The 5,527-nt window shown below is 58.5% G+C and carries 4 protein-coding genes; all 4 read right to left on the bottom strand.

Annotated elements, in window-relative coordinates; translation table 11 throughout:
- A partial coding sequence (pyk, locus tag GX108_06625; protein ID NLO56708.1) for a pyruvate kinase occupies positions 1–784 on the bottom strand: 784 nt, incomplete at its 3' end.
- On the bottom strand, positions 768–1,028 hold the full coding sequence (gene mtrB / locus GX108_06620; GenBank protein ID NLO56707.1) for a trp RNA-binding attenuation protein MtrB: 261 nt from the start codon (positions 1,026–1,028) through the stop codon (positions 768–770). The genes pyk and mtrB, both read right to left, overlap by 17 nt.
- Before the next feature lie 44 nt (positions 1,029–1,072).
- Positions 1,073–4,480 (bottom strand): DNA polymerase III subunit alpha, encoded by a 3,408-nt coding sequence (gene dnaE, locus GX108_06615; GenBank protein NLO56706.1) that lies wholly within the window; start codon positions 4,478–4,480, stop codon positions 1,073–1,075.
- On the bottom strand, positions 4,477–5,527 hold a 1,051-nt coding region (locus tag GX108_06610; GenBank protein NLO56705.1), incomplete at its 5' end, for a hypothetical protein. The genes dnaE and GX108_06610, both read right to left, overlap by 4 nt.

Raw genomic sequence — 5,527 nt, 5'->3', positions numbered from 1 at the left:
CCTTCTGCGTCAGGGGGACATCTTCGAGGGGGATCTCAACCCCAAGGTCGCCCCTGGCCACCATCATCCCGTCCACGACCTCGATAATCTCCTCCAGGTTATCCACCGCCTCGCGGGTCTCGATCTTAGCGATTATCCTGAGGTCGCCACCGACGTCTTCCAGCACCCTGCGGGCCTCCATGACATCTGACCTGTCACGGACGAAGGAAAGCGCGATAAAGTCCACCCCTTTCCCCACCGCCCAGCGGATATCATCGATGTCCCGGGGGGTCAGGACCGGCAGGGATATTTGCGCACCCGGGACGGATAAGCCTTTCTTTTCCCCCAACTCTCCACCAACATTCACCCGGCAGGTGATATCGTTATCTTCGACCTTTTCCACTACGAGATGCAGGGTGCCATCATCGATGAAAAGGTCCTGCCCCGGAGTGACCTCACCTGGAAGGCCAGGGTAGCTTATGCTGACCCTGGAAGCATCCCCTTCCGCAAGGGGATTCGCGGTCAGTATTATTTCGCTTCCGCTTTCAATCAAAACGGGCAAGCGACCCTTCAGATTGCCCGTCCTGATCTCGGGTCCCTTGGTATCTATCATCGTGCCCACGGGTCTGCCCAGTTTCTCCTCGAGCCTGCGCACCCTGTCCAGGTGAAATCCATGGGTTTCACGGTCTCCATGGCTAAAATTCAGGCGGGCCACGTCCATGCCCGCCTGAACCATTTTTTTCAATACTCCGTAATCCTCGCAGGCCGGGCCAAGGGTGCAGACGATTTTAGCTCGTTTCCTCATTATTTTTCCCGCTTTCAACTTCCCCATGGGCTGTGAGTATGAGGGCCCTCCCCCTAATTTTCATGGCCGAGGTGAATTCCGTGAACTGGGCGATCCACACCTCGCCGGCGTCAAGCTTCTCGGAGTGCGCGAATTTTGTCTCTGATCCTCTCGTCATGCCAATCACAGAGACACCGTTGTCCAATGCCTTTACCACAATGAAATCAGAAAGCACCGAAGGCTTGCCGTTGTTTTCCACGGGCATGCTCTCTCCTTCCGCCGGCTCCTTTTTAAAGGGCCACTTCTATTTTATACCACTTCGATGCCCCCGCCGGATAACTCGGAGATTCTCGCTGAAAGATCCGCCGAGGGTTCGACGAAAAGGTCCCTGACCTTCAGGAGGGCCTTCATGCCCTCCAGGGGAACCTCCAAGAGGACGCCTGCGTCGCCGGGATGACCCTTGAGTTCCCTGTAAACATCCCTGAGCCTCTCCTTCGGTGGGGGGGCATCATCCACAATTCTCAGCCGAAGCCATCTCCTGGCTCCGCCATCCAATTCCTCCACGGTCATGACTTTTTCTGCGATCAGAGACAGGCCGTCCCTGGTCCTGGGCACTCCCCTGACAATGAGGGGCTTCCCCTTTTCGGGGGGCGTGATACCCGACCACATCCTGGGAAAGCAAACCACCTCGATCTTACCGGAGGCATCTTCTATTTCAAGAATGCCCATGCGGTCGCCTTTCCTGGTGAACTTCTCCTGGAGGCCCACGAGTATCCCGGCCGCCACGGCGGGGCAGTCCTCGGCCCTCCAGAAGGACAGGTCGGTGATCGAGCAGATGGTGTAGGGTTGCACTACCTCCTCGTACTTGTCAAAGGGGTGTCCCGAAATATAAAGGCCCGTGGCTTCCTTTTCCATCTCCATCCTCGTGGAGAGGTCATAATCCTCCACGTCGAGGAGAATAGGGCCCTCCTCCTCGGAGACATCTTCCAGCCCCAGCAACTGTTGGCTCTGGCAATCGGAATTCCTTCTCTGGACCAGTTCGAACATGCCCGGCAGGGATTCCATGAGTTGGCGCCTGTTAGGGGTGATCGAGTCAAAGGCTCCGGCTCTTACCAGGTTCTCCATGACCGCCCTGCCGACTATCCTCGTGTCGACCCGGTTTATGAAATCCCAAAGCGAAAGGTAGGGTCCATCTTCCCGCACCCCGATTATCTGCTCCACCGTCGGTTGCCCCATCTTGGAGACGGCGCTCAACCCGAATAGGATCACGTCGCCGTCGACGCTGAAGTTGGCCTTGGAACGGTTTACGTCGGGGGGGAGAATCTTTATTCCGGAGTTCCGGACCGCCCTGACGTGGTTGGCGAGCACGTCGAGCTTCGAGTGGATGTGGCTCGACAGGAAAGACGCGTAGAATTCACTGGGGTAGTGGGCCTTCAGGTAAGCCGTCTGGTAGGTGATCATCGCGTAGGCCGCGCTGTGGGACTTATTAAAGCCGTACCCGGCGAACTCCTGGATAATGTTGAAAATATGCTCTGCGTCGGAGGGCTCGACGCCGTTGCTGGCACAGCCTCCCACGAACTGCTTCCGCTGGGTCTCCATGACGTCGGCCTGCTTCTTGCCCATGGCTCTCCTCAGCAGGTCGGCCTCTCCGAGGGTATATCCCGCGAGGGTCGCCGCGCACTGCATGACCTGTTCCTGGTAGAGGAACATGCCATGGGTCTCCCTGAGGATCTCCCTGAGGTCGTCGTGAAGCCAGGAAATCTCCCTTCTGCCGTGCTTGCAGTCAATATACTGCTCGACCATGCCGCTGCCCAGGGGGCCGGGGCGGTAGAGGGCAAGGGCGGCTATCAGGTCCTCGAAACAGTCGGGGCGCACCTGTTTGAGAAGCTGCCTCATTCCGGAGGATTCCAGCTGGAAGATGCCCAGCGTGTCAGCACGCCAGAGCAGGTCGAAAGCGCCCCTGTCGTCGGGAGGGAGGGAATAAAGGTCCGGCGCTTCTTTTCCGTTCCGCGCGATATTGGAGAGGGCCTCCTCGATCATCGAAAGCGTCCTGAGGCCCAAGAAATCCATCTTCACGAGACCCAGGCTCTCCAGGGGTTCCATGGAGTACTGGGTTACGATCTGGCCGTCGCCTATCCTTCGGATGGGCACCACGTCCGTCAGCGGTTCCGGAGTGATCACGATGCCGGCCGCGTGCTGAGAACAGTGCCTGGCCAACCCCTCAATCTTCGAAGCGTAGTCCAGCAGCATGCTCACCGAGGGGTCCTCCTTCCTGGCCTGCTTAAGGTCGGGGGACTGCTCCACCGCCTCCTCGATGGAGGCGGCGCCGGACGGCACCAGCTTGGCAATCCTGTCGACATCGGGGTACTTCATATCCAGAGCCCTTCCCACGTCGCGTATGGCGGCCCGGCTTTTCATCCGGTCGAAGGTTATTATCTGCGCTACGTGGGAGCGCCCGTACTTCTCCACGATGATCTCCAGGACCCTGTCCCTGCCCCTGTCGGATATATCGGTGTCAATATCGGGCATGCTGATCCTTTCCGGGTTTAGGAACCTCTCGAAGAGCAGGCCGTACTTGAGGGGGTCGATCTCGGTAACCCTGAGAGAGTAGGCTACCAGGGACCCGGCCGCGGATCCCCTGCCCGGTCCCACCGGGATTCCCTCTTCCTTGGCGGTATGGATTATGTCGGAAACGATCAGGAAGTAACCGGCGAACCCCATCTGGTTTATTACCCGGAGTTCATAGTCGAGCCTCTCGGTGTACTCCTCTGGCACCGCCAAGCCTTTGAATCGGGCCTGCAGCCCTTCGTGCGACCTTACGCTGAGTTCCTCTTCCAGGCTGGACCCCTGGCGGACCTCGACCCTGGGCAACCGGTAGGATCCAAAGGATAATTCCACGTTGCAGCGCTCCGCGATGGCCAACGTATTCTCAAGCGCTTGGGGAACTTCGTCCCCGAAGAGGGACCACATTTCCTCGGGGGAGCGGAGGTAAAAATCATCGGCCCCGAAACGGTAACGATTGGGTGCATTCACCGTGGCGTTCGTCTGGACGCAGAGCAGGACGTCGTGCCAGGAAGCGTCCTCCGCCTCCAGGTAATGGGCGTCATTGGTGGCCACCAGGGGGATGCCGGTCAGGGAGGACATTTTGATCAGAGCCTTGTTCGCTACGGCTTGCTCGGGTATCCCGTTGTGCAGTATCTCGAGAAAGAAATTGCCCTCGCCGAAAATATCGCGGTAGAGCATGGCTCTCTGTAGTGCTTCCTCATCGGACCCTTCGAGGATCAGGCTTGGTATCTCTCCGGCCAGGCAGGCTGAACTGGCGATGAGGCCGCCGGAATAACGGGAAAGAAGATCATGATCGACCCTGGGGCGATAATAGAAGCCATCGGTGTTCGCGATGGAGATCAATTTAACGAGGTTCTGGTACCCTTCCTGGCTCTCCGCAAGCACGAGGAGATGGTAATTCCGTCCCATGCGGTCCCTGAGGGTATGCCCCCTGGGATCAACGTAGAGTTCGCACCCAATGATGGGCTTGACTCCCATCTCGCGGCAGGCTTCGTAGAATTCGACCGCCCCGTAAAGGGCACCGTGATCGGTGAGCGCCACGGCGGGACTCCCCCAGAGGGCTGTCCTCCCGGCGAGGTCCCCACACCGGATTGCCCCGTCCAAGAGGCTGTATTCACTATGCACGTGGAGATGAACAAAGGGTCTTTTCACTGTTCGGCGGCCTCTCCTTCGGTATCTTCCGATTCATCGGCGATTTCTTCCTTGAGTACAAGCAGGTCGGCGTTGAAGGTTTTCTGTATCTCCAAGAGGCCATCCAGCCTTTCTTCTTCCATCCTGGCCCCGCCCGGGTCACTCCTGTAACTCCGGGGGGAAATCCCTGCCGGTGTTCCCAGGGATCCCTGGGGAGCCGAAAATGAAGGTGGGACCTCTTCCGTCTCACCCGGCTGGAAGTCCTCTTCACCTTGGGGAACCCCTTCCACCGGGACCGCCCTTTCTCCGCAGACCAGTTCCATCGGCAGGCCCGAGTATTGTACAAGCCTTATCGAGTCCAGGTATGCCAAGCTCCTGGGGGAAGTGGCAAGCTCGAAGGAAAAGCGCTGATCTTCGGGGAATACCACCACCACCGATTCTCCGTTCTTTTCGGAGCTGGTGGAGACGCAGGCGCAATAAAGGGGAAGGTTGTCGGCGGCCATCCCGACGACGCATTTTCTCCAATCCCCCTTGACAGCGTCGAAAATTGGAGGTGAAGGTTCCTGCGGCGCCTCGATCTCCCCGGGGGAGGGTGGTTCACACTTCGCGTTTCCGGTTTCAGGTCCAGCCTCCTCTTCCACGGCAGGGGCCTTTTCGGGTAGGGGCTCTTCCTTTATAGGTCCTATCGGTTCATCCTTCGCCCGAGGCGCCAGGAATAACCCAAGAAGCATGCCTAGGACGACTTCTCCCCTGAGACCATACCGTGCCCTAGGAAGGGTGGCCGAGCAGAAATCGAGGACCTTCCAGAGGTCGGACTCACTCCAATGTCCGGATTCGTCCCGGATGAAAGATTTATCCTCCTCGCTCAGCGGCAGGGAGTCGATTCCCTCTTCCTTCCACAAAACGGCGACAAGAATATCCCTGAAAAGAAGAAAAAGCCCCTCAAGGAGGCGTTCAGCGGTCAGACCGCGCTGAAAAAGCTCCGATAAACCCCTGAAAGCTTCGGGACTCCCCTCTCTCAGGGCAGGAACCAGCCTCTCCAGGTCGCTCCTCCCCCCCCCGCCGAGT

This window comes from Thermovirga sp. (genome assembly GCA_012523215.1).
Classification (GTDB): domain Bacteria; phylum Synergistota; class Synergistia; order Synergistales; family Thermovirgaceae; genus 58-81.
Note: the sequence above shows the minus strand (reverse complement) of the source record. Positions and strands in the feature narration are given on the sequence as shown.